At 64.7% G+C, this 25,956-nt stretch carries 31 protein-coding genes; 21 read left to right on the forward strand and 10 right to left on the reverse strand.

Annotated features, from left to right (window positions below; all coding sequences use genetic code 11):
• Positions 1-19: 19 nt before the first annotated feature.
• On the reverse strand, positions 20-1,312 hold the full coding sequence (locus ACQUQ0_RS08890; protein WP_435184634.1) for a DNA double-strand break repair nuclease NurA: 1,293 nt from the start codon (positions 1,310-1,312) through the stop codon (positions 20-22).
• Positions 1,313-1,426: 114 nt separating this feature from the next.
• Here ACQUQ0_RS08890 and ACQUQ0_RS08895 point away from each other — a divergent pair, with 114 nt between their 5' ends.
• Positions 1,427-2,086 carry an HAD family hydrolase gene (locus ACQUQ0_RS08895; protein WP_435184635.1) on the forward strand — a complete coding sequence of 220 codons (660 nt, stop codon included), beginning with the start codon at positions 1,427-1,429 and terminating at the stop codon, positions 2,084-2,086.
• A 15-nt stretch (positions 2,087-2,101) separates the two neighbouring features.
• On the opposite strand, the gene ACQUQ0_RS08900 is transcribed toward ACQUQ0_RS08895, so the two are convergent.
• From ACQUQ0_RS08900 to ACQUQ0_RS08925, 6 genes are all read right to left on the reverse strand, one after another.
• The gene (locus ACQUQ0_RS08900; RefSeq protein WP_435184636.1) at positions 2,102-2,506 is read right to left on the reverse strand and encodes a hypothetical protein; all 405 of its coding nucleotides are present in this window, start codon (positions 2,504-2,506) and stop codon (positions 2,102-2,104) included.
• 65 nt (positions 2,507-2,571) lie between these two features.
• The gene (locus ACQUQ0_RS08905; protein ID WP_372390437.1) at positions 2,572-3,018 is read right to left on the reverse strand and encodes a DUF2240 family protein; all 447 of its coding nucleotides are present in this window, start codon (positions 3,016-3,018) and stop codon (positions 2,572-2,574) included.
• Positions 3,019-3,104: 86 nt separating this feature from the next.
• Positions 3,105-3,284 (reverse strand): hypothetical protein, encoded by a 180-nt coding sequence (locus ACQUQ0_RS08910; protein WP_435184637.1) that lies wholly within the window; start codon positions 3,282-3,284, stop codon positions 3,105-3,107.
• 114 nt (positions 3,285-3,398) lie between these two features.
• Positions 3,399-3,593 carry a hypothetical protein gene (locus ACQUQ0_RS08915; RefSeq protein ID WP_435184638.1) on the reverse strand — a complete coding sequence of 65 codons (195 nt, stop codon included), beginning with the start codon at positions 3,591-3,593 and terminating at the stop codon, positions 3,399-3,401.
• Between the two features lie 25 nt (positions 3,594-3,618).
• On the reverse strand, positions 3,619-4,413 hold the full coding sequence (locus tag ACQUQ0_RS08920; RefSeq protein ID WP_435184639.1) for an acetyl-CoA synthetase: 795 nt from the start codon (positions 4,411-4,413) through the stop codon (positions 3,619-3,621).
• Positions 4,414-4,489: 76 nt separating this feature from the next.
• Positions 4,490-4,807, reverse strand: coding sequence for a cupin domain-containing protein (locus ACQUQ0_RS08925; protein WP_435184640.1), 318 nt, complete (start codon positions 4,805-4,807; stop codon positions 4,490-4,492).
• Positions 4,808-4,905: 98 nt separating this feature from the next.
• On the opposite strand from ACQUQ0_RS08925, the gene ACQUQ0_RS08930 reads away from it, so the two are divergent.
• A complete protein-coding gene (locus tag ACQUQ0_RS08930; RefSeq protein WP_435184641.1) occupies positions 4,906-5,292 on the forward strand; it encodes a cupin domain-containing protein in 387 nt (128 codons plus the stop codon).
• Positions 5,293-5,306: 14 nt separating this feature from the next.
• On the opposite strand, the gene ACQUQ0_RS08935 is transcribed toward ACQUQ0_RS08930, so the two are convergent.
• On the reverse strand, positions 5,307-6,191 hold the full coding sequence (locus ACQUQ0_RS08935) for a PhzF family phenazine biosynthesis protein (protein ID WP_435184642.1): 885 nt from the start codon (positions 6,189-6,191) through the stop codon (positions 5,307-5,309).
• A 195-nt stretch (positions 6,192-6,386) separates the two neighbouring features.
• A complete protein-coding gene (gene dnaJ, locus ACQUQ0_RS08940) occupies positions 6,387-7,559 on the reverse strand; it encodes a molecular chaperone DnaJ (RefSeq protein WP_435184643.1) in 1,173 nt (390 codons plus the stop codon).
• A gap of 107 nt (positions 7,560-7,666) precedes the next feature.
• On the opposite strand from dnaJ, the gene ACQUQ0_RS08945 reads away from it, so the two are divergent.
• The 4 genes from ACQUQ0_RS08945 (at position 7,667) to ACQUQ0_RS08960 (ending at position 10,467) form a co-directional block, all read left to right on the forward strand.
• Positions 7,667-8,719 (forward strand): zinc-binding dehydrogenase, encoded by a 1,053-nt coding sequence (locus ACQUQ0_RS08945; protein WP_435184644.1) that lies wholly within the window; start codon positions 7,667-7,669, stop codon positions 8,717-8,719.
• Positions 8,709-9,020, forward strand: coding sequence for a hypothetical protein (locus tag ACQUQ0_RS08950; protein WP_435184645.1), 312 nt, complete (start codon positions 8,709-8,711; stop codon positions 9,018-9,020). Before ACQUQ0_RS08945 ends, ACQUQ0_RS08950 begins: the two co-directional genes overlap by 11 nt.
• Positions 9,021-9,117: 97 nt before the next feature.
• Positions 9,118-9,468, forward strand: coding sequence for a DUF5802 family protein (locus ACQUQ0_RS08955; RefSeq protein ID WP_435184647.1), 351 nt, complete (start codon positions 9,118-9,120; stop codon positions 9,466-9,468).
• A 63-nt stretch (positions 9,469-9,531) separates the two neighbouring features.
• Positions 9,532-10,467 (forward strand): Vms1/Ankzf1 family peptidyl-tRNA hydrolase, encoded by a 936-nt coding sequence (locus tag ACQUQ0_RS08960; protein WP_435184648.1) that lies wholly within the window; start codon positions 9,532-9,534, stop codon positions 10,465-10,467.
• A 199-nt stretch (positions 10,468-10,666) separates the two neighbouring features.
• Here ACQUQ0_RS08960 and ACQUQ0_RS08965 read toward each other — a convergent pair whose 3' ends face one another.
• A complete protein-coding gene (locus ACQUQ0_RS08965) occupies positions 10,667-12,289 on the reverse strand; it encodes a transposase (protein ID WP_435184650.1) in 1,623 nt (540 codons plus the stop codon).
• A gap of 160 nt (positions 12,290-12,449) precedes the next feature.
• On the opposite strand from ACQUQ0_RS08965, the gene ACQUQ0_RS08970 reads away from it, so the two are divergent.
• The 15 genes from ACQUQ0_RS08970 (at position 12,450) to ACQUQ0_RS09040 (ending at position 25,956) form a co-directional block, all read left to right on the forward strand.
• Entirely contained in the window at positions 12,450-13,460 is a 1,011-nt protein-coding gene (locus ACQUQ0_RS08970) for a HEAT repeat domain-containing protein (RefSeq protein WP_435184651.1), read from the forward strand.
• Positions 13,461-13,518: 58 nt separating this feature from the next.
• Complete coding sequence (locus ACQUQ0_RS08975) at positions 13,519-14,733, forward strand: ABC transporter substrate-binding protein (protein WP_435184652.1); 1,215 nt, start codon at positions 13,519-13,521, stop codon at positions 14,731-14,733.
• Positions 14,720-15,127: a hypothetical protein gene (locus ACQUQ0_RS08980; protein ID WP_435184653.1), complete on the forward strand. Its 408-nt coding sequence runs from the start codon at positions 14,720-14,722 to the stop codon at positions 15,125-15,127. The genes ACQUQ0_RS08975 and ACQUQ0_RS08980 overlap by 14 nt, the downstream gene beginning before the upstream one ends.
• Positions 15,128-16,243, forward strand: a complete 1,116-nt coding sequence (locus ACQUQ0_RS08985; protein ID WP_435184654.1) for a FecCD family ABC transporter permease — start codon at positions 15,128-15,130, stop codon at positions 16,241-16,243.
• Positions 16,243-17,172, forward strand: a complete 930-nt coding sequence (locus tag ACQUQ0_RS08990) for an ABC transporter ATP-binding protein (RefSeq protein ID WP_435184656.1) — start codon at positions 16,243-16,245, stop codon at positions 17,170-17,172. Before ACQUQ0_RS08985 ends, ACQUQ0_RS08990 begins: the two co-directional genes overlap by 1 nt.
• Positions 17,172-17,891: a DUF7260 family protein gene (locus ACQUQ0_RS08995; RefSeq protein ID WP_435184657.1), complete on the forward strand. Its 720-nt coding sequence runs from the start codon at positions 17,172-17,174 to the stop codon at positions 17,889-17,891. The genes ACQUQ0_RS08990 and ACQUQ0_RS08995 overlap by 1 nt, the downstream gene beginning before the upstream one ends.
• A 3-nt stretch (positions 17,892-17,894) precedes the next feature.
• Positions 17,895-18,044 (forward strand): hypothetical protein, encoded by a 150-nt coding sequence (locus ACQUQ0_RS09000; protein ID WP_435184658.1) that lies wholly within the window; start codon positions 17,895-17,897, stop codon positions 18,042-18,044.
• Positions 18,041-18,460, forward strand: a complete 420-nt coding sequence (locus ACQUQ0_RS09005; protein WP_435184659.1) for a metal-dependent transcriptional regulator — start codon at positions 18,041-18,043, stop codon at positions 18,458-18,460. Before ACQUQ0_RS09000 ends, ACQUQ0_RS09005 begins: the two co-directional genes overlap by 4 nt.
• A 266-nt stretch (positions 18,461-18,726) precedes the next feature.
• Positions 18,727-19,053, forward strand: coding sequence for a NifU family protein (locus tag ACQUQ0_RS09010; RefSeq protein ID WP_435184661.1), 327 nt, complete (start codon positions 18,727-18,729; stop codon positions 19,051-19,053).
• A 465-nt stretch (positions 19,054-19,518) separates the two neighbouring features.
• The gene (gene tnpA / locus ACQUQ0_RS09015) at positions 19,519-19,923 is read left to right on the forward strand and encodes an IS200/IS605-like element ISHmu6 family transposase (RefSeq protein WP_435184663.1); all 405 of its coding nucleotides are present in this window, start codon (positions 19,519-19,521) and stop codon (positions 19,921-19,923) included.
• Position 19,924: 1 nt separating this feature from the next.
• A complete protein-coding gene (locus ACQUQ0_RS09020; RefSeq protein WP_435184665.1) occupies positions 19,925-21,166 on the forward strand; it encodes an RNA-guided endonuclease InsQ/TnpB family protein in 1,242 nt (413 codons plus the stop codon).
• Positions 21,167-21,394: 228 nt separating this feature from the next.
• The gene (locus ACQUQ0_RS09025; protein WP_435184666.1) at positions 21,395-22,558 is read left to right on the forward strand and encodes an ABC transporter substrate-binding protein; all 1,164 of its coding nucleotides are present in this window, start codon (positions 21,395-21,397) and stop codon (positions 22,556-22,558) included.
• Between the two features lie 108 nt (positions 22,559-22,666).
• Positions 22,667-23,395: a hypothetical protein gene (locus ACQUQ0_RS09030; RefSeq protein ID WP_435184667.1), complete on the forward strand. Its 729-nt coding sequence runs from the start codon at positions 22,667-22,669 to the stop codon at positions 23,393-23,395.
• 167 nt (positions 23,396-23,562) lie between these two features.
• A complete protein-coding gene (locus ACQUQ0_RS09035) occupies positions 23,563-24,966 on the forward strand; it encodes a hypothetical protein (RefSeq protein ID WP_435184669.1) in 1,404 nt (467 codons plus the stop codon).
• Positions 24,967-25,038: 72 nt separating this feature from the next.
• A complete protein-coding gene (locus ACQUQ0_RS09040) occupies positions 25,039-25,956 on the forward strand; it encodes a DUF7551 domain-containing protein (RefSeq protein ID WP_435184671.1) in 918 nt (305 codons plus the stop codon).

Here is a 25,956-nt window from a genome sequence, read left to right on the forward strand (position 1 = left end):
TCCCGACCCGCTCGCGCGATCACTCGAAGTCCCCCCACCGCAGTTCGTCGTACCGCTTGACCTCGTCGCTGTCGAGCGCGTCCTCGAACTTCCGCCGGAGCGACGACTTCTCGCCGGCGCCGATCCGCGCGAGCTCGTCCGCCTTCGCGACCGCCTCGGGCGGCCCCCGCCGGGCCGCGACCTCGCCGACGAACTGCCGGGTCAGCGCCTCCCTGACCTCCGGGTCGCTCGCGAACGCGCGCGGCGTCTCGACGCGGTAGAGCACGTCGGTCTGCGGCTCGTAGATCGCGAAGAAGCACGTCTCGTACAGCTCGGGATCGAGCCGCCGCTCGACCCCGTAGGCGTCGCCGTCGGCCGCGACCGCGGCGTCGACGCCGCCCCGGGAGACGAACCAGTTCGTGAACGTCACCTCGTCGGTGCGGCGGCCCTCGCGACCGTGATTGGCAGCGTCCGCGGGGCCCGACGCGTCCGGCGCCTCCCGCCGGCGCTCCAACAGCCGGGTGAAGAACGCGGCGTCGTCGGTCCACGGGATGTCGATCCCGTCGTCGCGGTCGCGGAGCGTGCCGACGATCCGCTTCGAGGCGGGGTTCTTCACGAAGCCGCAGAGCGGCACCTCGCGCTCGACGAACGACTCCACGAGCCGGACGTAGTTCTCGACGACCGAGCGGGGCTTGAGCTCCTCGGCGAGCTCGCGGAGTTCGGCGTCGCGGTCGCGCCAGTTCAGCAGTTCGACCGGATACAGCGGGCCGTCGAGGATCAGCAGATCCGAGACCGACTCGGCGTGTTCGAGCGCGTGGGCGCTCTCGGCGAGGTAGAGCGCGAGCGCGTGGACGATGCCCTCGGCGTAGCGGTTCACGCGCGGGACATTCATCACGCGCCACCGGCAGTAGCCCTCGTCGAGCTTCCGCCAGGGCTCATCAAGCGGCACGGTCCCGTCGTTGACGTGCGTCGCGGCCACGATGCTCCGGTGGCGGTGGAGGTCCAGGTCCGAGGGGACGGCCGCCATCGCCGCCTGGGCGACGTCGACGACCAGGCCGTTCTTGAACGTCGTGGGGTTGATCGTCCCGGAGTCGAGCCCGTGGGTCGTCTCGAACGGCGCGGGCGCGAGCGCGGCGTCCTCGGCGTCGGCCGCGCGGAGGCGTCGCTCGTCGACCGGCTCGATCACGACGCGCCCGTCGGGGCCGTACAGCGGGTCCAGGAACTCCGACCAGATCCGCGCCGCGACGTCGACGTGGTCCGAGTCGTCCACCTGGCGCGCGAGGTAGGCGGCGAGGTCCGCGATGCTGTCGACGTGGACGGGATCGAGCGTCACGTCTCACCACTGGACGCGCGGCGAGAAAAAGCCCGCGTCGTCGGCGCGTAGCGACCCGAGCGCGGCGGGTCCCGAGTGGGAACAGTCATACGTCGCGACGACGTACGCCCGCCCGTGACAGTCACCGCGGTCGGGTTCGACCTCGACGAGACGCTCGCGGTCCCCACCCGGGACCGCGCGACGATCCTCGGGGACGCCGCCGAGACGGCCGACGCGCCGCCGCTCTCCCGCGAGGCCTACTTAGAAGCGCACCGCCGGAACCTCACCCGCGAGACACGCACGCCCATCTTCGCCGATCTGCTCGCCGACCACGACACCGACGTCGACCCCGAGCGCGTCGCGACGGCGTACCGCGAAGAGATCGCCGACGCGCTCGTCCCCGTCCCGGAGATCGAACCGTTCCTGACGCGGCTCCGATCGGAGTACCGCGTCGGCCTGCTCACGAACGGCCCCCGACTCGCCCAGCGCGACAAGCTGGCGACGCTCGGGTGGAACGATATGTTCGATACCGCGCTCGTCACCGGCGAACTCGACGCCGGCAAGCCCGATCCGGCCGCCTTCGAGGCGCTGCTCGACGCGCTCGGGACCGATCCCGGAGAGACCGCCTACGTCGGCGACGACGTCGACGCCGATATCGCCGGTGCCGCCGAGGCCGGCCTCGTGCCGATCCAGGTCCTCTACGAGGGCGGCCCCGAGCCCTCGCCGCGCGCCGCGGTCCACCTCCCGCGCGAGGACCTGGTGACGCGGCTTCCCGAGGTCCTCGACGGCCTCTGAGTTCGCCCTTCTGCGCTACTCGTCGCTCGCGCGCGCTTCCGTCATCTCCGAGACGACGGCCCGCCACACCGGGAGCGTCCGCTTCACTTGTGCGCCGTCCTCGACGAAGACGAGCGTCTTCGGCGGGCGGACGGCCTTCGGGCGCACGCGGAGCCCCGCCTCGTCCGCGGCGTCTGCGGCGGCCTCGACCGCGCGCGCGAACTCGATGCGGACCCGATCCGGTTGGACGAACACCGACGCGACGCGGTCGCCGTCGCCGCGAGCGGGCTCGATCGCGTAGGCGAACGCTCCGTCCGGAGTCGGCTCCACGTCGGGGTCGGCGTCGGTGACCGCGAGCGCGTCGAAGTCGTCGTGGCCCGTCACCTCGCTCGCGAGGAACTGCGCGATGCGGCGCCCGTCGGTCAGTCGGTCCTCGACCATAGGTGGCCTTGCCCGCGGGGCGAAAAGAGGGCTCCGTTCGCCGTCGCGGCCACACAGCGTTGTTGTCACTCCCGGAGTTCGTCGCGCGCCGCCCGCGCCGCGTCGCCGACGTCGACGCCGCGGCGGCGGGCGTATAGCGCCGCGGCCGCCTCGACGGCGATGCCGAGCCGCCGCTGGGTCTCGTTGATTGCGGCGACCGCCTCCTGTTTGTCGTGGCCGTCGGCGACGAGCGCATCGAGGATCCGCTCGAAGGTCGACTGCTCGCGGAGGATCGACTCGTCGGGCTCGAACTCCTCGGGTACCGAGACCGACGCGGGATCGAACTGCGCGACCACGTCGCCGTCCTCGCGGGCGAGCAGGCCGCGGCCCGCGCCGACGTCGATGAGTCGCTTCGCCTGGTCGGGCGAGAACCAACTCCGGTCGAGCGCGAGCGCGACGACGAACTCGCCCTCCCCGAGCCGCGTCGTCCCCTGCTGCTTGAACGGGACCGCGACGGCGACTTCGAGGCTCATACGCGCACGAGGAACGCCCGGAACAAGAGTCTCCGGATTCGGTCCGAATGTCGGATCGGCTCGGCGGAATCGACCCCGGCGGCCGATCAGAACTGGCCGACCGTGCCGACGAGCAACATCGCCGCCGCGACGACCGACGCGACGCTGCTGGCGACCGCGAGCGGGACCGCCGACGCGAGGCCGACCGCGCCGCCGCAGACCAGACTCAGTCCCATTCCACCCAACACGTAGTCGTACTGCGTCGGCGCTCCCCGTGGCGCGTCCATTGGTAATTACATCTAATTAGAACGCGTGGTAAATATCTTGTGACAATTACCGCGAGTGAACCGGGCGCCGACGGCGGTTCCCGAGGGCGAGTAGCGCGATGGTCGCGGCGGCCGCTACGATCCGCCCGATCGGCCCCGCGTGAGCGCCCACAGCACGAGGAGGACGCCTTCGATCCGCGCGGCGGTGTAAATCCACGAGCGCAGTTCGCCGTCGTCGTCGGTCGCAAGCGCCATCCAGAAGTCGACCACCCGACGCGGGGCGAGCAGTTCTGCGAGTCCGAACGCGAGCGCGGTCACTCTGAGGAACATAGCTACGTGTTGGACGTCCGAGGAGTTAAGCCCGGTCGTGGTTCCCGTTCGACGAGGAGGCGAGGTGCTCGCGGAGCTCTCCGGTCGTCACCGCGCTCGCGTCCGCGTCCGCGGAGTCGTCTCCCTCCCCGGGAAGGACGACGGTCGCGCCCGCGAGGATCGGGGCCACGAGCCCCGAGGCGACGACGAGCGGGTCCGCGAACGGGCCGTCGACGACGACGTCGGTGCCGGGACGGAGGTCGGCCTCGGCGACGACGGTCTCGGCCGCCGCGAGCAGGTCCCGATGCGAGTACGTCCGCCCGTCGGCGACGAGCACGGGGTCGCTCGAGTCGACGCTCGCGGGGTGGACCGCGGGGTTCTCGCTCCAGACCTCCGACTCCCAGTGGGTCGTCGCGGGCGCATCGGGCGGGCCGCCGTGGACGGCGAGGCGATGGCCCGGCGGGAGGTCGAAGTCGGCCTCGCGGTCGACCGGCGCGAGGACGGCCCGCGGCGGATCGCCGGTCCCGTCGGTCGCGTCCGCAAAGCGGGTCACGGCGCCCAACTGCGCCGCCCCGTAGAACGCGAGCACGGGCTCCGGGAGGGCGTCGGGAACGACGAGGACCTCGTCGTCCGCGCGGACCCCCAGGTAGCGGAGGACGTTGCCGGACTTGTACGAGGTGGTGACGAAATCGCGGTAGCTGTACGTCCGTCCGGGGCCCTCGGCGCGGAGCGCGGTCCCCGAGGTCCGCCGGTCGCGGGCGACCAGGTCGCCGATCGTCGCCGGGTCCGAGGGCGGCGCCGGGAAGTCGTCGGTCCCGTTCCCGTCCGGATGGGCGGTCATACCGGATGGTCGGCGCGGCGACGCAAAAACGCCGTCGCCTGTCGCGGCCCCGGGCCGTCCACGAGCGCCTACGGGCTCAGGGCGCGCCCGCGACGACGAGGGTGCTGTCCTCGTCGGCCGTCAGCGTCCGGACCGCCTCGGGCGCGACGCGGACGGCGTCGCCCGGGTCCAGATCGACCGCGTCGCCGTCGACCTCCAGGCTCGCGGCGCCGTCGACCAGGTAGTACACCTCCTCGTGACCGCGGTCCTCGTGGTCGTGCTCCATTCCCTCCCAGCCGGCGTCGACCTCGACGACGGTGAAACCGAGGTTCTCGCAGTCCAGTTCCTCCCGGAGGAAGAACATCCCGGGGGCCTTCTCGTCGCCGTCGGTGTAGTGGGATTTCGTGTGCGACATCGCCCGTGACTACGGTCGAGCGGCACCTGAAAGTGGGGGTCCCGGCGAGCGGTCGGCGCGTACCCAGATATTTGGTGCCGAGCGGTCTGGGAGCCACTATGAGCGAGGGCTTCAGCGCCGTCGATCCCGAGGGCGTTCCGAAAGAGCAGTTCGACACCTGCGAGACGTCGGTCCGGAAGCTCACAGAGCGACTCGGCGCCACGGAGCTCCGGCTGAATCAGGTGATCGTAGAGCCCGGAGAGGTGACCACGCCGCACACCCACGAGGGCCAAGAGGAGGTGTTCGTCGCGATGACCGACGGGCAGGTCGGTATCGAGGGCGAGGTTCACGACGTCGCCGAAGGGGAGGTCGTGCGCGTCCACCCCGACACGGCCCGGAATCTACTGAACCACACCGACGAGACGCACGTCTGGCTGGCGTTCGGCGCGCCGCCGGTCGGCTCGGTCGAGGACTTCGGCTCGTACGTCGTCGAGGACGGCGACTGAGCCCCGCAGGTCAGTCACCCCTCCGGGGCCAGATCGCCGCGCGCGACCGGGACCACCGCGCCGCCCTCCTCGATCTGAATCCGGTCGGCCGTCGCGCGGGCCTGCAAGTGCAGCATCGAGGGTCGGCCCATCTCGTAGCCCTGCTCGACGCGGACGTCGATCTCGTCGGTGCCGAGCACCCCGTGTCGGACCAGGTAGGCCGCGAGACACCCGTTCGAAGAGCCGGTCGCGGGATCCTCGGGCACCCCGTAGAACGGCGCGAACACCCGGACCGCGAGGTCGCTGTCGTCGTCGCGGGGGTCCCGACAGAACGCCAGGACGTTCTTGGCGTCGCGGTCGCCGGTCACGGCGTCGTAGGCGTCGCGGTCGACGTCGATGTCTGTCAGCGCCGCCCGCGATTCCAGCGGCACGACGATCGTCGGCAGGCCCGTCGAGACGACCTGCACCGGCCAGTCGGTGTCGAGATCCGCGAGGTCCAAGGAGAGCACGTCCGCCAGAGTTTCGTGAGACAGTTCGGCGCCGAACTCCGGCGGCCACTGGGACATCCACAGCGTCTCGCGCCCGTCGCGCTCGCGGACCTCGACGGGAATTTCGCCGACGTCGAGATCCAGCGTCACGGAGTCGGGTCGCCCCGCGGCGATCTGTTCGCGGACGACGTGGGCCGTCCCGAGCGTGGGGTGGCCGGCGAAGGGGAGCTCCGCCTCGGGCATGAAGATCCTGACCCGCCAGGCGCCGTCGGACCGCTCGCCGACGAACGTCGTCTCCGAGAAGCCGATCTCCGCCGCGAACGCCTGCATCTCCGCGTCGGTGAGCGAGCCCGCGTCTTCGACGACCGCCAATTGGTTTCCAGCGTACCGTTCCCGCGCGAACACGTCGACGAGGTGGAGGGCGTTGCGCATAGGCGTCGGATGCGGTACCGGTCGATAAATCGTTTGTCCCGGGAGCGATCGCGGTCCGTTGCGGCGGTGCGGAAAGCCGTCCCTGTCGCACCGCGAGACTCGCGTCGCGAGTCTCGCGGCTTTTTTCCTCCAGGTTTTTTGACCGGGGTTGAGCGCCGCCTGCGGCGGCGCGAGGCCCCGGTCAAAAAAGGTGGATTAGAAAGAGTTCTTGATCTTCTCGAAGAAGCCCTCGCTCACGTCGATGTCCTCGCCGCCGGCCTCGGCGAACGCCTCGAGGGCCTCCTTCTGCTCCTGATTGAGGTCCTCGGGCGTGACGACCTGGACCTGGACGTAGAGGTCGCCGTGGCCGCGGCCGCGGAGGTGGGGCATCCCCTCGCCGCGCACGCGGAACTCCTCGCCGCTCTGGGTGCCGGCGGGGATCTCCAGTTCGGCGGCGCCGTCGACGGTCGGGACCTCGACGGTGGCGCCGAAGACCGCCTTCGGGAAGGAGATGGGAAGGCGGTGATAGAGATCGTCCCCGTCGCGCTCGAAGGTGTCGTGGTCCCGGACCGAGACGTCGATCAGGAGGTCGCCGTTGGGGCCGCCGTTCTCGCCGGGCGCGCCCTCGCCCTCCATCCGGAGCGTCTGGCCGTCGCGGATACCCGGCGGGATGTCGACCGACAGCGTCGCCTCCTCGCGGGTGATGCCGTCGCCGCCGCAGGCCGAACAGGTCTCGCTGTAGCTCTCGCCCGAGCCGTCACACCGCGGGCACGTCTGGGTCTGCTGGACGCGACCGAGCGGGGTGTCGCGGACGGTGGTGGTCTGGCCGCGGCCGTTGCACTCCGGACAGGTGTTGACGTCGGCGTCCGCGGGGTGCCCGCGGCCGTTGCACTCCGAACAGCGCTCGGGGCGGGTGACGGTGAACTGCTTTTCGACGCCCTCGTAGACCTCTTCGAGGTCGAGGGCGACCTGCGTGCGGAGGTTCTGGCCCTGTCGCGGACGGTTGCCGCGCTGGCCGCCGCCCTGCCCGCCGCCGAAGAACTGATTGAAGATGTCCTCGAAGGGGCTGCCCTGTCCGCCGCCGCCCATTCCCCCGAATGGATTGCCGCGGCCCTGCCCACCGCCGCGGCCGCCGGCGCCGCCCTCGAAGCCGCCGCGCTTTTCGGCCTGCTCGAAGCGCTCGTGGCCGAGCTGGTCGTACATCCGGCGCTTCTCGTCGTCGGTGAGGACCTCCTTGGCCTTCTTGATCTTCTTGAACTTCTCCTCGGCGTCGGGGTCGTCGGAGACGTCCGGGTGATACTCCGCGGCCTTCTTGCGGTAGGCCTGCTTGATCTCGTCCTCGGACGCGTCCCTGGAGACGCCGAGCAAGTCGTAGAAGTCCTCGCTCATTCGTTGTCGCAGTCGTTGTCGGTTGAGGTACTTCAACGGAACGGGTTTCGGAACCTCGGTCAGGCCCCTCGGGAACCACTTTTGTATGCGCCGGGCGAGGGGTCGATATGAAGGCCGTCACCATCACCGAACACGGCGACCGCGACGTCATCGAGTACGCCGAAGTGCCCGACCCCGAGGTCGGACGCGACGACGTCCTGGTGGACGTGAAGGCCGCCGCGCTGAATCACCTCGACGTCTGGACCCGGAAGGGGCTGGGCTTCGATCTGGAGTTCCCTCACATCCCCGGCAGCGATATGGCCGGCGTCGTCGAGGCGGTCGGAGAGGACGTGACGCGCTTCGAGCCCGGCGACCGCGTCGCGCTCACCGCGGGCGTCACGGGCGGCGACGGCCCGACGGCCGGCTCGATCGCCTCACGACGCGACGACCCGACGCTCGCGCCGGACTCCAGCATCATCGGCGAGCACTCTCCCGGCGTCCACGCCGAGTACGCGGCCGTCCCCGCGGCGAACCTGCTTCCCGTCCCCGAGGGCGTCGCCTGGGAGGTCGCGGGATCGGCCTCGCTCGTCTTCGGGACCGCCTGGCGAATGCTGATCCACCGCGCCGAGGTGCGGGCGGGCGAGCACGTCCTCGTCCACGGCGCCTCCGGCGGCGTCGGCCACGCCGCCGTCCAGATCGCCGCCCACGCCGGCTGTGAGGTGTACGCGACCGCCTCCTCCGAGGAGAAACTGGCGTACGCCGCCGAGTGCGGCGCGGACCATCTGATCGATTACGAGGCGACGGACTTCGCCGAGGAAGTCCACGAGATCACGGGGGGCCGCGGCGTCGACGTCGTCGTCGACCACGTCGGCGAAGCCACCTACGAGGGCTCGCTGCAGAGCCTCCGCAAGGGCGGCCGGTTCGTCACCTGCGGGGCGACCACGGGGCCGGATCCGGACGCGGCGCTGAACCGGATCTTCTGGAATCAGTTGGAGGTCATCGGATCGACGATGGCGACGCCCGAGCAGGTCGAGGAGGTGCTCGGCCTCGTCTGGGACGGCACGTTCGAGCCGCGGATCCGCGCGACGCTGCCGATGAGCGAGTCCGCGCGGGCGCACGAGCTGATCGAGAACCGTGAGGGCTTTGGCAAGGTGGTCGTAATCCCGGACAGTGAGCTCTGACGACGAGGGATACGTCCATCACCCGGGAGCCGTCGACGGCGACAGCGACGCGCCGGGCGGGGAGGCGGCCGCGGACAGCGCCGAGAAGGACGACTTCGGCACCCGCGGCTGGGCGCTCGTCGCGACTCTCGTCGTCTGTCTGCTCGTCGTGCCCGGGATCATCTACGTCCGGCCGGGCGTCCTCTCGGCGATCGGCGTCCCGTACATCGCCTCGCTGCTCGTCCTCCCGCTGCTCCCGGCGGCCGCCCTAGGGCTGGTTGCCGTCTGGGCGATGACCGCCGGCGGCGACGGCGAGCGATAGCCCGCGAGATCGCCGGACGGTCCGCGCTGTTTGCGCTTCGATTTGTAGGTTTGCGAAAAGACTTATCACCCAGTATGCGTGACAACATCTCGCACAGATGTTCGGATCGTTCTCCACGAGCTACTACCTCGGACGGCTGTACGTCGAGCCGTCCGACAGGGACGTGCCCGCGATCCAGCGGGCGGACCACGAAGCGATGAACGAGCGTCTCTACGGCGGCCACGGCCTGTTCCGCGTCGACGCGCCGCTCGTGATGAAGCTCGATACGGGACACATCCCCGTCCTCGGCGACGAGGACGTCCCCTCCGGGACGCTCGCCGTCCCCGAATCGGTCACCGACGAGAACCTCCCGGCCGAGCGCGACGTGTTGCTCGCGAAGGGCGAGCGCGCCGCCGAACTGCTCAAGTACTCCGGCTATCAGTTCGGCGACGACGCGGCGGTGGCTTGAGGCGCGTCGGATCGAACGCGACGCGTCCGACAGTATAAGTAGCCCGCGGCCGCGCCTCGGAGTATGCTCGACGAGTTGCTCGGCAGGGCGGAGCTCAAAGCCCGGATCGAGGAACTGGAGGAGGAAAAGCGCCATCTCGAACGCCGCGCCGAGGCCGAAGAGGAGCGCCGCTCGGAGGCGGTCCGCAAGCGCCAGGAGGCCGAGACCGAGATCAACCGCCTCGAAGACCGGATCGAGGGCCTCGAAGAGCGCGTCGAACGGCTCTCCGGCGAGGACTCGGACGTGTCGTTCCGCGGGACCGCGGACCTCCGGGGCGCGCGACGGGACGAGATCCTCTCGCGGCTGGACTCGTTCGCGACCGACGCCGAGGGCGCGCTCACGGCGATGGTCCGCGAGTCGGTCCCCGACCCCGTTTCGGAGGCGCTCGGCGAGCGCGCGGCGCTCGTCCGCCGAGCCACGCCCTGTCTGGTCTGCGTAGACGACGCGGGCCTCGTCGCCGCCGCGCTCGATCCGCCGACGGCGCCCGCGGCCTTCGCCGAGTGGGGCGAGGGGTTCCGCCTCGACCGCGCGTGGTTCGTCCCGGAGAATCCGGTGTGGGTCGCGCTCGTCCGCTCGGACCTGTTCGCGCTCGGCGCCTACGACGGCGCGGACGTCACCCTCGTCGACGACGTCGAGTCCGACGTGATGGGGACGCACTCGAAGGGCGGCTTCTCGCAGGCGCGGTTCGAGCGGCGCCGCGACCAGCAGGTCGACGACCACCTCGACCGGGCCCGCGAGGTGCTCGAAGCGCATCTCGGCGGCGCGGACGGGGCGGCGGAGGACGCGAGCGCGCTGCCGTCCGCGGACGCCGACGTGGTCGTCCTCGGCGAGGAGACCGTCCTCGGTCGGTTCACCGACCTCGCGGACCGGACCGCCGCCGTCGACGCGACGGGCGAGCCGGGACCGGCGCTCGGAGACGCAGTCCGGGAGTTCTGGACGACGCGGCTGTGGCTCCTCTGATACTGGCGGTTCACAGTTTCGGAGGATAGGCCAGTTTTGGACTGAGTCACCGTCGATTCGTTTTCCATTCATCAATAGAGCACCCATCTTGAATTGTCCTGGTCCAATCTGCCAATAAAGCGTCCAAAATTTGCTGGATTCTGGAGTCGCTGAACAGCGTTACCACTCTCAGGTGGCAAACCCGTAGGGGAGCGACCGGTCAGTCGGGTGGGATCAGCGCCGAAACGACAATCTCGACGCATTCGCCCGCGGTCAACACGGGCGCATAGTCCATCTCGTCATCAACGCCCGCCTTCAGCAGGAAATCCGTGAACCGCCAGATGTTGTAGAGCAAGACCGCGAACACGAAGTAGAACAACCGCACGCGGTAGTCTTTCGAGGAGGTCTTTGCGAGGAAATCGTTCTTGATGGACTTGTACTCGTTTTCGATCTGCCATCGGCGACTGTACCGCCGACAGAACGGCTCCGCCTCATCGGGCCCGACTCTGAGATTCGTCGCAAACACAGCAGTTCCATCGCCTTTCGTCGACGGGACGTACAGAAACTGCATCGAGTGTTCTCCCGACTCAATATGTACAGAGGCCGATTCGACGGCCACGTCTTCCCCATCACTCTCCATCGTCTCAATCACCTCCTTCTCCGTACTGGTGATTCGCTTCGGGATGAGGTAGTTCACACCGAGATTGGACAACGTCTGAAAGACACGCATCGAGTCGAACTCGCGGTCGCAGAGCACTGTCTCGATTGGAACTAGCTGTTTCGCTCGCCGAACCAATCGACGGACGACGCGGTGGATCTGATTGGGCAGGTTGTCGTCCCAGGCTGAACTCTCTCGAACTGGTTCGATCGCCAGGACGAGCGGGATGTTCTCACCCACTACCGACAACGTCGCGAATTTGAATGCTCGCTCCTCGTCGCCTTGCATCTCACTGACTATAGGCATTCCTTCGACGTCGCCGTAGTAGGGGACAGTCGTGATGTCGATCGCTGCTGTCACTGGACGTCTAAACGATGCTTCATCAGCGATGGCAGACAGCAAGCGGTCGCTGGCGTGGTCGAACCCCTCAACGAGTTCCGTGGGATCAAACTGCTTGACCGCCCGCAGGTGCGTGTCGCCATGCGGCCTGCACTCTCGGCCACGGCGGTATTGGAAGCGAGCGGCTCCTTGCGCAGTCCCACAACCAACCATCCCTATGAACGTCTGTAACTCGAAGAACCGAGTATCTTCGTAGGAGGCGTTCTGCGCTCGCCCGGAGTCGAACCCATCGAACCCGTGGTCTCGTGCAAGGCGTGTCGTCCGGCGAATCTGCTCGTCCGAGAACTCAGTACTCGTAGACTCGTCCTGCTCATCATCTTCAGCTGACTCCGGCTTCGAGTCTGTGACCTCCTCTTTGGGGCGTACAGCGGGGACAGTAGGACCGTAGTCGTGGAGTTCCTTGACGACAAAGTGGGCGGCGACGGTCACGTACTCGTGAACGCCATCATCGAAGCGATTTCGCCAAGTCCGCGAAAGCACTGATTTGTCGGGGACATGATCCAGTCCGAACGGCTCGGCGAGTTCCTGATACGTTTCGAGAGTCCGGTAACTGTCACCCGTGATTTCCCGATAGATGAAACGCCGGAGCATCCCTTGGAACGAATCTGGTGCTGGGTGCCAGTCCGGATAGCCGTCATCGAGATGCTCGATATAGATGGTGACCTCGCTCACAGCCGCCCGGAGACACACTCCATCTTGTAGTGCTTCCCTGAGTTCGATTCCTGTCTTGTAGGCGTGAGTCATCCGGGAGGCGCGATCCGAAAGCGGGTCCAGCGTCTCCGACATCGATTCGCGTTTGTGTCGGCGTGATAGAAGTAGCCGCGATCCTGTCTATACCAATAATCCTCCCTCGATAGGAGGCTCCTAAGGGCTTTGCAGGCCAGCGCAGAACCATCGGATTGAAGCGACTGGTCGTGAAAGCCAGGTCACATACCCAACCAAGTCGATGAGTGAACCGGATCAGTCGCCAACGCCCGACCGCCTGGCTGCCCTTTTCGAGGAGGGAAACCACCAGGAAGCTGTAGCGTGTCTCGACCGGCTCGGTGCGGCTGATGCTGAGACTCGCAAGCGTTCACTGCGAGCCGTTCGTGGTATAGCTGAAGAGCCACCACACTCTTTCGACGGCCTCGCTGGGCCGCTTTCGACGTTTCTGACTGACGAAGACCGCGCGATCAGATTAACGACCGCGAAGCTGTTCGTCACGCTCGCGCAGTCCGAACCGGCAGCCGTCCTGCCAGCCATCGAGGCCCTCGCCGATCGGCTGGCCGACGACGAGGAGTTCTACTACGTCCGGGCGCGAAGTGCGGAAGCACTCGGCTACGTCGCGGTCGACTCGCCCGAGGAAGTCACTGATCCGGAGACGCTGGCCGACCTTCGCATCGGCTTGGAGTTCGACGAACCCGAAGTCAAGGAGAAACTCGCGAAGGCGTTGGCCCACGTCGCACTCGGCGACCCGCGTCGGCTTCGTCATCAGGTCAACTCGTTGGCCGAGCACCTCGACGACGAGAACGAACTCGTCCGATACCACCTCTGTACGGCACTGGTAGTCGTCGGGTGTGAGTATCCAGACAAACTGGCCGAGGCGGCGGAACCGCTCCAGGAGCGACTCGGTGACGAGAACCCGTACGTGCAGGGGCGGGCGGCCGAAGCGCTCGGACTACTTGCCACGTCCGAGACTGGCGCTGGGTCAGAGTTCGACCCCGATGATGTTGCGGGCACGCACGAGGACCCGCCGACCTTCCTGACCGACCGACTGGCGTTCTGCCGACGGCAGGTAGCCAGCGACCAGTCCGCGGACGCTCCCGAGAGGGTCGGCACAATCGAATCGATTCGAGACGGGACGGACGCCGTTGTCGAGGAGATGACTGCTCCTGACGGCGATGCGTGTCCGCACTGTGGGCTCGACCTACCTGAAAATGGGCCGCCGATGTGTCCGCGCTGCGGTGCGCCTCGCTGATATTTTGGCCTGCCTAAAATTCGGAACGTTTTTCGGTATTTAGGCTATCCTAAATCGTATGGCAGACGATTCCAGCGATCACGGGACACCAACGCGGCGTGACTATATGAAGTACGGCGGCGCGGTCGTTGGCGGTAGCCTCTTGGCAGGCTGTACCGGCGGGAGCGGAGATAGCAGTCCCGAAGGCGAGACATCGACAGACGAAACAGCGGAGTCATCCGGGGACCAGTCATATTCGGTCACAATCGAGCCGACCGGACGAGTAGAATTCGACGAGGTACCTGAAACCTGGGCGAGCTTGGACGCTGCCGAAGCGGACATGGCATACGCACTCGGACAGGGTGACGGACTCGTCGCATACGGTGAACCCAAAAAGCTCGCAGGATTTACACGTTGGATGGACCAACTTCCGGACGTGACGTTCGATCCGACGGACGCAATCCGACTTAAAGTGGGTGGCACCGTCGACCCGGAACTGTTCTACGAAGCGGATGCGGATGTCCATCTCATCGATCCAAACACACTGCGAATCGGCGACGGAGCACGCTGGAGTAATGAAGAGATCGGTGAAGTGTCGGATCGAGTTGGCCCGTTTATTGGGCACTTTAACCGGACACCACGTCCCGAAGAGTATCCCGAGTATCCGATGTATTCGCTGTATGAACAGTTCGAAAAGTACGCCCAGGTGTATCAACAACAGGAACGATTCGAGGCGTTCGAAACGGTTCATGACGAACTCCTCTCCGAGATCCGACCGGAACTTCCGCCCGAGAGCGAGCGCCCAACTGTTGGAATGTTTACTGGTGGTTTCAAGCCGGATGAAGGTCGGTTCGATGTACGGGATTTTATTCGGGGTGGAACTGAAGGGAAGCAATACCGTGACCTCGGCGCAATAAACGCGTTTGAGGACGCACTTGAGGGACGATCATATAAAGCGACTATCGACTACGAACTCCTGTTGGAAGTTGATCCGGATGTCATTCTCATCCAGTGGGGTGCGGAACACCCGAGGGAGCGATACGAGAACCGTTTTTTCGAACCGCTCAGAAAAAACGAGTTTGGCGCACAGCTCACTGCAGTACAAAACGGCCGGCTGTATATGGGTGCTGACCCGGCACAGGGGCCGATTTTCAACCTGTTTAATACCGAAATGCTTGCCAAGCAGCTCTATCCCGAGCAGTTCGGAGAGTGGAAAGGACTTGGGGAGCATACCGACGCAGAACGACTGTTCGACCGCCAGCGGGTTGCAGACATCATCAATGGGAACCTCTGAAACCACCGAGTACGATATCGTCGTCATCGGCGGCGGCCACGGGGCTCGCGTCGGCCTCGATGTCGTCACCGACTACCGCCGGGTCGAAGAGGGACTGTGGGAGGCCGCCGCCGACCACACCAACTGGGTGGTCCAGCAGGGTCGCTACGCCGGTGACGACTGGCTCGAACGCAGCGCCGAGTACACCATCGAGTCCGCTTCCGACGGCCTAGACGACGAGTTTGTCCAGCGCAAATCCCACGAGCTCGCTAAGGAGCAACAGGGCTGGCAGGTCGACGAGGCGGAAGTCGAACACCGTACTGAGCGTGCCCATCGACGGCTACTCGACCACGTCGACGACGACCTGATCCGAGAGCACGCAGCCGATCTCGACGTTCCGGAGGTGCCCGGATAGATGGCGACCGAAACCGCCTCAGAAACCGATGTGACCAGCTGGCGCGAGCAGTGGTTCGGCTGGTTCGACGGCTCGCTGTTCACGCTCATCGTCGGCAGCCTCGCCGTCATCGTCGGCAGTGGCCTCGTGCAGGTGAGCTTCGGCGCGTTCTCGATGAGTATCGTCGAGGCGTGGCAGGCCGTCTTCAACCCAAACGTTATTTTCAACGCCCAGGCGTGGGAAGCGTTCCTACTGGGCGCGGAGGTCCCGGAGATGAACAAGCGCAGTCTCATCGTCTGGAACATCCGGCTGCCACGCGTGTTCGTCGGGGCGCTGGTCGGGATGAACCTCGCCGTCTCGGGGGCGATATTCCAGTCGGTCACCCGGAACGAACTCGCCAGCCCGTTCATCCTCGGCGTCTCCTCCGGGGCAGGATTAATGATCCTGCTGACGCTGGTCGTCTTCTCGGGGCTGGCGGCGTTCCTGCCGCTGATCGCCTCCGTCGGCGGTGCTGTTGCGTTCCTGATCGTCTACGCCATCGCCTGGAAGAACGGCACCTCGCCCGTCCGACTCGTGCTCGCGGGCGCCATCGTCGGCACCGTCTTCGGAAGCGTCCAGACGGGGCTGTTCTTCTTCGCCGACGACATCGGTGTCGTCCAGTCCGCCATCGCCTGGACCACCGGCTCGCTGACGGGCACCGACTGGGAGCAGGTACGGATGGCGCTGCCGTGGACGGCCGTTGCGATGCTGCTCGCACTAATCAGTTCCCGCCAGCTGAACGTCCTCCTGCTCGGAGAACAGACCGCGAGTTCACTGGGGATGAGCGTTGAGAAAGTTCGCTTCGCGCTCTCCGGAGTCGCGGTGCTGGCGGCGTCTGCGAGCATCGCGGTGGCGGGGATCGTTGGCTTTGTCGGTCTCATCGTCCCGCACATAGTCCGCAACATCGTCGGCAGCGATTACAAGAAACTCGTCATCGGCTGTGTGTTCGCCGGCCCGGCACTGATGGTCGCCGCCGACGTGGGAGCGAGACTCGCGCTCAATCCCGTCCAGATCCCCGTCGGCATCGTCACGGGGCTGATCGGCGGCCCATACTTCCTCTACTTGATGCGCAAGCAGGACGAGATGGGTGAAATCTGATGTCACACGACCAAACCACGGATCCACGGACGAACGGGAGCAGCTCAGCGAGCACAACCGACGAGCAGTCCGGAAGCGAAACCGGTGGAAGTCTCGACGGTGAGGGGCTCGTTCTCTCGTATCCGAGTAGCGACGGTCCGATCATCGACGGCGAGTCTTTCACGGCCAAACAAGGAGCCGTGACGGCGCTGATCGGCCCGAACGGCTCCGGCAAGAGCACGCTCCTGAAGGGACTCTCCGACCAGCTCGCCCCCGATGCTGGCTCCGTGCTCGTCGACGGCCGAGCGATCGAGACGTTCGACAAGAAAGAGCTCGCTCGGACGATGGGGCTGCTCTCACAGGAGAGCACCTCGCCCAACAGCATCACCGTCGAGGACCTCGTCTACCACGGCCGCTACCCCCATCGCGGGTTCTTCGAGAGCGTCACCGACGAAGACGAGCAGGCCGTCGAGCGTGCCATGGAGCTGGCCGGCTGTGAGCATCTGCGCGACCGCGAAGTGGGCAGTCTCAGCGGCGGGCAGAAACAGCTCGCGTGGATCGCGATGGTGCTTGCCCAGGACACCGACGTGCTCCTGCTCGACGAGCCGACGACGTTCCTCGATCTGCACCACCAACTCGAGGTGATGGAGATCGTCGAAACCCTCCGCACGGAGAGCGACATCACCGTGGTCGTCGTCCTCCACGACATCCAGCAGGCGGCGCGACTCGCCGACGAGATGGTCGCGCTCAAAGACGGCGCGATTCAAGCGCGTGGCACGCCCGAAGAGGTCGTCACCGAAGAGCTGCTCGCGGAAGTGTTCGAGATCGACGCCGAGATTGATCTCACGCCGCATGGCCCACGAATCGAGCCGCTCAGAGCGCGCCACGACGACGAGGAACGCGAACGGCCGGCCAAGCCTGTCGCCCAGGCCGACGGCGGGGAGGACTGATGGCCGCCAGCGGCGAGTTCGGAACCGAACTGGACGCCTACCGCGAGCAGGTCGAGCGTCCCCTGTGGCGACTCTTCGGCGCCTATACACCCGACCACGCGCTGTGGCTCACGATTGGTCTGGTCACGAGCGTGCTCGCGTACGGAACGGTACATCGTGACGCCCATCGTGCTCGGGACGACCATCGACGCGGTGTTCACCCAGGAGAGCGCGTACGCGCTGCCAATCGTCCCCGACGCGTGGTCGCCGTAGCACTGGCGCCGACGACAGAGGCGTCGTTCACTCCAGAACTCAAACAAATGGTCCTCGCCGAAGCGCAATCCCGACGGGCGGAAGCGACCGCGTTACAGAACGCACTGGAACGCGAGGAAACCCACCTCGGCGAAGCGAGCGACGCGGTCCATGACATCATCGCGTGGATCGTCAACGCGAACGAGACGCCGCTAACCGACCTCGGCTTCGACGCGTTGCAACAGCGCCACGAGACGTTGGTCAGCCATCGCGCCTCCTGTGAAGATGTGGCCCGCGACCGCCAGGAATTTCTCAAAGAGGCGACAAACAACGGTGTCGACGCTGGCGTCCGCCATCGAAGTCTCATCCCGTACCAATATCAGGATTTTCCGGTCGACCATCCGGTGCTCGCAACGGTCGCGACGCTCGATGAAACGTGTGAAGAATGCCAACGAACCGTGCGAGACCACTTGGGCCGGAGGGCATGACCGATGGGTGAGGGACCTCGTCGACAGCGTGCAAAGGCGTGGGTGTACGCTGCACTGTTCGGCCCCGATGACTGTTCTGATGCCGACACCGAAGTGATCGACGAGGAGGTACCCAACAGCACTCTCACGCGAGACCAGTCCGAGGAACGATGAGCAAAGCTGCACAGTATCTACTGTCCGTGTACATCCTCGGTCATCAGGACGACCCACCGATCCGGACGAATGCGGTGGCAGAGACGCTGGACCGCTCGCCGGCGACCGTCACTGAAACGTTCCAGCGACTCGAGGAGGATGGGCTCGTTGAGTACGAGGCATACAAAGGAGTGACGCTAACAGACGCAGGGCGCGAGCGTGCTGAAGAACTGCACGAAACCTACGTGACCATCTCGTGGTTCTTCCGGAGCCTCTTGGAGTTGGACGACTACGAGAGCGAGGCGATGGAACTGGCCGGACTCGTGAGTCCGACCGTTGCCAAGCGCCTCGCGGACACATTACCCACTGAGACGGACGCCTCATCACATTCCGGGGGCGAAAACTCGTCGACGACGACCGATACCGAGACTTCCTGACCGCAGCCAACATCGATGGACGATGCGTCCCGACCCCGAGATCGGTCAGTACAATCGAGCGGTAGCGGACGTCGTACGGTAGTGAGACCAAAATGTGTGAACAGCAGCGGCCCAGCCCACTTTTAGGCGGTGCGAAAAATTGCTAGATTCCATAAATGACGTGCCGCTTATTTTGATATTCGGACTTTAGAATCTCTGTGGCCGGTATTTTTAGGCCCACCTAATACAAAAGTTTTATGACACTATGGTTCCAACGTGAGAGTGTTATGAGCGCAGAAGGACTCGAACGACAGACGCGAAGTTACCTGAGCAACGAAGTTCCCCAGATTCAACAACACGGCGGCAACTTCGAAATCCGCGACGTCGACGAGGAAGCAGGGACGGCGACCGTTGTGATCGGTGGCGCCTGTTCGGGATGTGGTATCGCTCCGATGACGATGAAGGCCATCGAACGCCGACTCCCCGAGAGCGTCGAGGGTCTCGAAGATGTCGAGGTCGTCCGGTCAGGCGGCCCGCGTGCTGCGGTAATGCCCTCAAAGACCGACGAGATGGACGAGATGGACGAATACGAGGATTACAGCCCACCGTTCTAGACGACTGAATTGGGCGACTCAACCTTTTGAGTAATTGTGCCCTGTTATGCGTCTATAGCTAATACTCTCGGTAATACCGTTCAGATGTATTTATCGGCTGAATACGGCCTATTCGGACCCGCTATGGTAGGAAATTCTTGTTTTAAAGAAACTCGTATTGCTTGATCTTGGGAGAGCAAGAGCGTCAGCTACGTATTCTTCCGATCTAACACTACTAGGCATAATTTGATCGAGAATATTACTATTGGGCTTATCTAAAGACGTGTGATGCACTCTCTATCTACTATTCTATTCGACGGACTTTAGCTGAATTGAGGCGCTAAGCCCCCTTCCTCAGCGAGCGCCGACCGAACGGGAGGGGATACAGCGCCGCACAGTTCTCATTCACGATTCGGTGGCAGGCCCACAGGCCCACCCAATCACAACGTTTGTTGCAGTAGGGTAGCATAGTATTGACCGAACCCAATGGAGTACGACCTCGACTCGGGAGCGCACTCGACGTTTTCCCTGCACTACCACCTGATACTCACCACGAAGTATCGGCGCGGAGTGCTAACCGAGGAGCGAACCCAATTCATTCACGAGGTCATCAGCGGGTTCACGGACAACTACGGTGTCGAACTGACGAACCTCGACGGCGAGGATGACCACGTACACATCCTCTTCCGAGCGAAACCAACCACAGACCTCGTGAAGTTCATCAACACGGCCAAGGGCGCGACCGCCCGCCGTATCCGCAACGAGTACGCGGACGAACTCAAGACCGAACTGTGGGGCGACTCGTTCTGGAACGATTCATACTGCCTCATCTCGACGGGGCAGGTGTCGCTGGATGTGCTGAAACAGTACGTAGAGGACCAACGCGAGTAGAATGTACTACGCCTACAACTACCGTCTCAAGCCGTCCGACGCCCACCGTGAGGAGTTGGACCGCCACCGAGACATTTGTAGGCAACTCTACAACCACACGCTCTACCGCCTCAACGAGTACCAAGACGAACACGGCGAACTGCCGTCTATGACCACCCTGCGGTCGGAACTCCCCGACCTCAAGGAGTGGTGGGACGACCTCTCCGACGTGTACTCGAAGGTTCTCCAAACCGTCGTAGAACGGCTGTTCAACAACCTCAAAGGCCTCTCCAAACTCAAGGAGAACGGCTACGGCGTCGGTCAACTCAAATGGAAGCCGCCTCGGGAGTTCCGCAGTTTCACGTACAGTCAGTCTGGCTTCAAGCTCGACAGGAAGGGCGGTCAGACTGTGCTGTCCCTCTCGAAACTCGGAGACATACCGATTCGGCTTCACCGCGCCATCCCCGACGACGCGACACTCAAACAGGTCACGGTCAAGAAGGGACCGACGGGCGAGTGGTTCGCCACCTTCGGCGTCCAAATGGACCGCGAACCACCCGACCCGCCTGAGAACCCCGAGACGTGTGTCGGTATCGACGTTGGGATTCTCACGTACGCCCACGACACCGACGGCGCGGCGGTCGGGTCGCTTGACCTTTCAGACGATTGCGACCGCTTGGAGCGCGAGCAACGGAAGCTCTCGCGCAAACAGCACGGGTCGAACAACTACGAGAAGCAACGGCGTCGAGTCGCGGAGTGTCACGCCGACCTCCGACGGAAGCGCCGCGACTTCTTGCACAAGCTCTCGGCGTACTACGCCCAGGAATACGACCTCGTAGCGGTCGAAGACCTGAACGTGAAGGGGATGACAGAAAGTCCGTCGAACAGCCGCAATACTGCGTCTGCCGCTTGGCGAACGTTCCTCTCGTTGCTCGAATACAAGTGCGAGCGTGAAGGAACGCACTTCGTCGCGGTCAACCCGAGAGGGACGACCAAGGAGTGCGCGTCGTGCGGCGTTTCGACAGAGAAGCCGTTGTGGGTCCGTGAACACTCCTGTCCCGCCTGCGGGTTTGAGGCGGACAGGGACGCGAACGCGGCGTGGAACATCCTTTCGCGCGGTCTACAAGATGTAGGAGTGGGACACTCCGAATCAACGCCCGTGGAGACTGCGTTCCCTGTGGACACCTCCGTGTCTGCAAAGCGCGTCGTGGAAGCAGGAAGCCCTACCCTCAAGGAGCGAACGGCGTCAGCCGTGAGCGAGTAGGGTAGGGTAGTTCACAGTAAAAACAACCCCACAGGGGACAGTTCTATGACACGCTCCGCCCTCTGTAAACTACCTCATTCTACTCCCTCGGCGCTACGCACCTCGGTCCCTGAGGCCGGGACCTCTATGTTGAATCACGCTGAAATATACTGTCGTCCCACGTTCCTCGTGATTTTGGCTAGCCTAAACTTCGAAACGTTTAACGTTGATTAGGCTGGCCTAAAAAGTATGGACCGCCGACGATTCATCGCAACAAGCGGGGCAGCACTCGGAACGATCCTTGCTGGCTGTTCGGGTCAGGCTGACAGCGGGGAGACGTCTACCTCTACGCCAACGTCGACTTCAACGACGACGGAGTCTACATCCACGACGACTGAAGCCGCACAATCGTATTCTGTGATGATGGAGCCCGTCGGGACAGTCGAGTTCGACGCAGTCCCGAAAACGGTGGCGATGTATTTCCCCGGGTACGCAGATATGTCGGTTGCGCTTGGGCACGCTGACGCCGTCGCATCCGTCGGCCTTCCGTCGCGATATCACACCGACTACTACGATCAATTAGAGGGCGTCTCTATTGACAAGAGCAGTCTTACAACGCTGTACGATGGTGGGGTTGGCAAAGAGACATTCTACAGCATTGGTGCGGATCTCCATTTAATCGACCCGAACTGGCTGCTGAACAATTTCAAGGGCTGGGAACAGAAGGATATCGACGAACTCGTCGAGAATCAGGCCCCATTCCTCGGGAACGTTATCTTCCGTCGGACGGACAAGTGGCACGACTATCGGTACTACACGATGTACGAGGCGTTCGAAAAAGTCGCCCAGGTGTTCCAAGAGCAGGACCGATACCAGCAGTTCGCGTCGTTCCACGACGACTTCATCGCTGGTATCCAGGCCCGCCTTCCGGGACTTGACCAGCGACCGAACGCTGCGCTACTCTGGCAGGGCAAAGACAAGCCAGAGTCGTTCTATCCCTATCGACTCTCGGGGAAGGGGACGAACAAGAAGCAGTTCCATGATCTAGGCATCACTGACGCCTTCGCAGAGACGGGTCTCGAGGGGCTGTCGACGAGCGAACGTGGTACGATCGACTACGAGACGCTTCTCGAGGTCGACCCGGATTCCATCCTCCTGCGTGGTCACGAAACCAAGACCGCACAGGAGTTCCAGAACACCGTCGTTGCGTACATGAAAAACCACGAGGTAGCGAGCCAACTCACAGCCGTCAAGAAAGATCAGGTCTTCCGTGGTGGCCCCATCTATGAGGGCCCCATCCAGAACCTGTTCCTGACTGAACGGTTCGCCAAAGCGTACTATCCGGAGACCTTCACCGAAACGGAACTCTTCGCGAGAGCCGACGTGGCCGCAATCGTCCGCGGAGACGTATAGGCCACTTACGCTACGGATTGGAATCAATCGTCAGAGATGTGGGCGGGTTCCGTTGGATGGAGCCTTTTGGACTCTGTCACTGTTGAAACCACTAATCGAGACCATTGGATGACTGACTCGAATTATGACGAGAGACGATCGCTTCGCAGTGAACTGGAGCAGGCACTCGAAGAAGCTGATACCGGCGCACTCAGAATAACCCTCGCCCGTCTCCCAGAGGTCGCCCCCACCACACGCAAGCAGTGCCTGCAGTCGCTGAAAACCGTCGCCGAGGACGCTCCCGACACACTCGCGGCCGTGATCTCGATTGCGGCGACGAAGAACGCGGTCGGCTATCTGGCGGACGTCGACCGCGTCGGCATCATCGACCGCAGGAAGACGTTCGTCGACACCGACAACCGCGGGCGCACCGGCGTCGACGGCCTGTACGCCGCGGGATGGATGACGGCCGAGACGGTCCACCAGGCGATTGTGAGTGCGGGTCACGGAGCGCACGCGGCGATATCGTCCCGAATGAGCGATATCGCCGCCCGCTACTGGCCCGCCGTTGCAGACCACTACGTCGATTGGGTCGTGCACGTAGGGCGGTACGCCGGAGATGAGGAGTGGGCCGACCACACCCGCGAATGGTTCGAAGAGGAGATCCTCGTGGACGGGGTCGAGACCACTCTCGCAGAGTCGGCGCTTGAGCATCTACGAACCGAATTCATAGACCGACAGATCGACGCCGACGAGTGGCAGCGTCGCGACCGCGAGGGGCAGCTGGCGCTGCTCGAACAGATGGATGACGATCTCGTCAACGAGTACGCAGCTAGCCTCCAGCACACCGATACGTGAACTCATACATCGTCTCACGGGGCCGCTGAATCCGAAATCCGTCACGAAGGACCGGATACCTCCTGGACAAACAGACTGTGACACACTGACGCGCTGGGCGGCTCGACACGCATCCGCCTCAGAAAACGCACCGACACTCTTTTGATGTTTTAGGCCAACCTAAAAATATGCCACGAAGGCGAACGATCGTCCGCGCGGCAGGGTGTCTCGCCGGAACCGCACTGTTCGGTATTGGTGCGGCAGCCAGCACACAACGCGATAACACCGAGGCAGTCGACGCGACAACCGCGATCGCACAACTCGAGGCGATCTCCCCCGCCGTCGAGTACGTCCGGAACGTCGAAGAGGTCAGAGGCCACTTGGCTTCGTCGGCGAACTTACTCGAACAGGGCCGACGGAAGGACGCCGCCCTTCACGCGGGCCATCCGTCAGATTACTTCGGTGCGATCCTGCCGCCGGTCCGTGACACGGATCCCGAGTTGGCCACGCAGCTCCGCGCAGTGCTCAAAACGCCGGCCAATCGCGTCCAGTCGATGGCGGCGAGTGCCTACCGCCAGTACCTCAACGAGGAGGTTTTGCCGATGCTCAGCCGGGCGGTCGAAACGGTCGTCGCGAGCGACCTCCGGGGGTCGACCTCGTTCAGCGTCCGGGTGATGAACGCGCTTGCAGGGCGGATCGCCGACGAGTACAGCGCCGCCGTGCCGTCCGCCGGCACGATCGACCTCGTCGGCGAGTACTGGGACGGGCGTGGATTCCTCGTCCGGATCGAAGACCGGTACGCGCAAGCGGAGTCCGCACTTGACGGTGCCGGGAGCGAGGCGCTGTCCCGACTCCGAACCGAAATGGAGGACGTCGTTGCGGCCGAGGACGTGCGCGGGACGACGCTTCGGTTCCGGATGGAGACGGCGGCGGCCGCGGACCTCCCGAGTGCCGCCGTCGACGGGCGAGACGGCGCGCTCGCGTACGCCAGGAGCGTCGAAGAGATCAGAGGACACCTCCACTCGTCGGTCGCGTTGGCGGGATTCGGTGACGAGGACGCCACCCTGCACGCCGGTCACGCGCCGGATTACGTCATGAGCGTCCTCCCGCCGGTCCAGGCCTCGAACCCCGACCTCGCGAGCCGACTGTTCGAGCAGCTGCTCGCGGCCGACGAACGCGTCGCGTCGCTGAGCGCAAGCGAGTACGAGCAGTTCGTCACGGGCGACGTGTTCCCGCTGCTGGAGCAGGCAGTGTCAGTCGCTGTCCCCGACGAGTACACCGGGAGTACCTCGTTCGACGCAGCAGTCTTCCTCGCGCTCGCCGACCGGGTGGCCGACGAGTACGACGCCGCCGTCACGGACGAGGAAGTGATCGAACTGTACGGCGAGTACTGGGACGCCCGCGGGTTCCTCAAGCGCATGGAGGAGCGATTCGCCGGCTTCGAGTCCGCCCTCGACAGCGAGACCCGCTCGGAAGTCAGCGAGGAACTCGAGGTCCTCCGTCGCGAACTCGAAACCGCGCGGCCGCCGAGCGACGTCGCCGGGTCCGTCGAGGCCCTGCACCGCATGCTCGACGAGGCTGCTGAATCGTAGTCGTCACATCGTCCCGCCGCCTCGAATAGGCTGCCACGCGCGTGGCTCACTTCGAAACGCAACGCACCGATTATGGTCGGCCCGACGCTCATCGACATCAGGGAACACATCGAAGCCCTCGCGACCGAGGACGGGCAGTACTACCTCCGTTGTGGCCGCACGGGCGACCGGCCGATCCCAGCGGCCGGCAACCGGTTCCCGGACCGGGCGACTGCGCGGGCCGCCGCTCGCGCCACCGAGCAATACCGCTCGGCGCTCCGGCGTTACGATCCGCAGGTTCCCTACTACGATCTAATCGTCTGTGAGGAACCACCGCGAGACACGGCAGCGACGCAGGCACGGGAATCGGAGACAGACAGCCCACAAAACAGTCTCACCGAGCCCGTCCTCACCGACAGCGCGACGCCCGAGCGGCGTGACCTCGTCGAGTTCTGTCACCGCGTCGCCGGGGCGGTCTTCGAGACGCTCTCTGAGTCGGGATACGACGGCGTCGAAAGCGCCGTCATGGACGCGTACTTCGAGCACGCCGAGGCCGTCGGTGACCCCGACGAACTCTGTCTGTGTCTCCTCGAGAGTATGGCCAGCGAGCTCTACGAGCGCCTGGCTCCTGCTGACCAGGCCGACCTCCTCGCCGATGCCGCAGCGCGACTCGAAACGCCCACCGACGACACCAATCCCCTCGACGCGACGCTTGATGCGCTCGAACAACGGGGGATCATCGAAAGCTACACGCGCTCACCATACTCCGTCGACCTCGATGGCGGTGCTGGAGCCGTCGTCGTACGGATCTCCGGCTACGCACTCTCGGCAGAAAACGACCGACTCCCTGTGCTGCCGGTGACCCTCGAACTCTGCCGCCATCACGCGGAACATCGCCCACGATCCATCCAGGTGACCGCCGTGGATAGTGGCTGGCAACTCACGTGCGTTCTCGCGGACATAGGCGATCAGAACGGCCTCGTGAGTGCGCCGATCGACGGGGAGGTGTAA

The sequence above is a fragment of the Halobellus sp. EA9 genome (genome assembly GCF_051195055.1).
Classification (GTDB): Archaea; Halobacteriota; Halobacteria; order Halobacteriales; family Haloferacaceae; genus Haloquadratum; species Haloquadratum rubicundus.